Source organism: Paraplanobispora siamensis (assembly GCF_016863175.1).
Classification (GTDB): Bacteria; Actinomycetota; Actinomycetes; order Streptosporangiales; family Streptosporangiaceae; genus Planobispora; species Planobispora siamensis.
Window position 1 is genome coordinate 1 of record NZ_BOOJ01000140.1, and the last position, 1,100, is coordinate 1,100.

Annotated in this window: 2 protein-coding genes; both read left to right on the top strand. The window is 71.2% G+C overall.

The features are described 5' to 3' along the window. On the top strand, positions 1–411 hold a 411-nt coding region (locus Psi01_RS42910), incomplete at its 5' end, for an ArsR/SmtB family transcription factor (RefSeq protein WP_373872557.1). 1 nt (position 412) lies between these two features. Beyond that, complete coding sequence (locus Psi01_RS42915) at positions 413–1,057, top strand: SRPBCC family protein (protein ID WP_204069959.1); 645 nt, start codon at positions 413–415, stop codon at positions 1,055–1,057. Positions 1,058–1,100: the final 43 nt, after the last annotated feature.

Here is a 1,100-nt window from a genome sequence, read left to right on the forward strand (position 1 = left end):
GCTGTCGTGCACGCCTTCGACGTACTCGGTGACCCCGTGCGCCGACGCATTCTGGAGCTGCTCGCCGACGGTGAGCAGACCTCCGGGGCGATCACGGAGATCATCCGGGCGGAGTTCGCCATCTCCCAGCCGGCTGTCTCCCAGCATCTGCGCGTGCTGCGTGACAGCGGGTTCGCGTCGGTGCGGGCTGAGGGTACGCGCCGGTTCTACGCCGTCGAGCCCGAGCCCTTGAGCGAGGTCGACGCATGGCTGGATCGGTTTCGCCGGTTCTGGGAACAACGCCTCGACGCCCTGGGAACCGAGCTGGCCCGGGGCAGGCGTGCACGCCGCCTGGCCGGTGGGGAACCCGTCCGACCTGCCGGGTCCGGCGCCGGCACGGGCACGACCGACACGCCACCGAAAGAGACGTGACATGAAAGATGTTCTCGAGGAGCTGGCTGCCGTGCGCCGGACGATGGGCACCGCCAGCGTGCCCGCCGGCGAGGCGTACACCGTCGAGCTGCGGCGTCGATACGACGCGGAGATCGATGACGTCTGGGACGCCATCACCAGCCCCGAGCGGTTGCAGCGCTGGTTCAAGCCGGTCACCGGGGACCTTCGGCTTGGCGGAAAGTTCGCGTTGGACGGTGGTGAGCACGGCCAGATCCTCCGGTGCGAGCCGCCGCGTCTGCTGAAGGTGTCCTGGCTCTATGGACCGGACGCCGATGCCTGGCCCGGCACCAGCGAGGTGGAAGTGCGCCTGGCCGCGGGCCCGGCCGGCGACACCGAGTTCGAGCTGATCCACGCGGCGGTCGTCGGGGAGCCCCTGCTCCCGACCTACGGCCCCGGCGCCGGAGGCGTCGGCTGGGATCTGGTCCTCCTCGCCCTGGGGCGGTTCCTGGCCGGCAGCGAGATCACCGGTCACGAGGAGTTCGAGAAGTCGCCCGAAGGGCGCGAGTTCGGCCGCCGCAGCGCCGCAGCCTGGGGCCAGGCCCACCTGGCCGCCGGTGGCGAACCGGAGCACGTCGCGGCCGCAGTCGAGGCCACCACCAAGTTCTACGTACCCGACCCGACCTGACACTCCTGCTGCGGTGGACTGCCTGGCCTCCTCGGCGCCCACG

Excerpts from the sequence above, each read along its gene's own strand:
- Psi01_RS42915 (WP_204069959.1), top strand. The coding sequence starts at position 413 with ATGAAAGATGTTCTCGAGGAGCTGGCTGCCGTGCGCCGGACGATGGGC.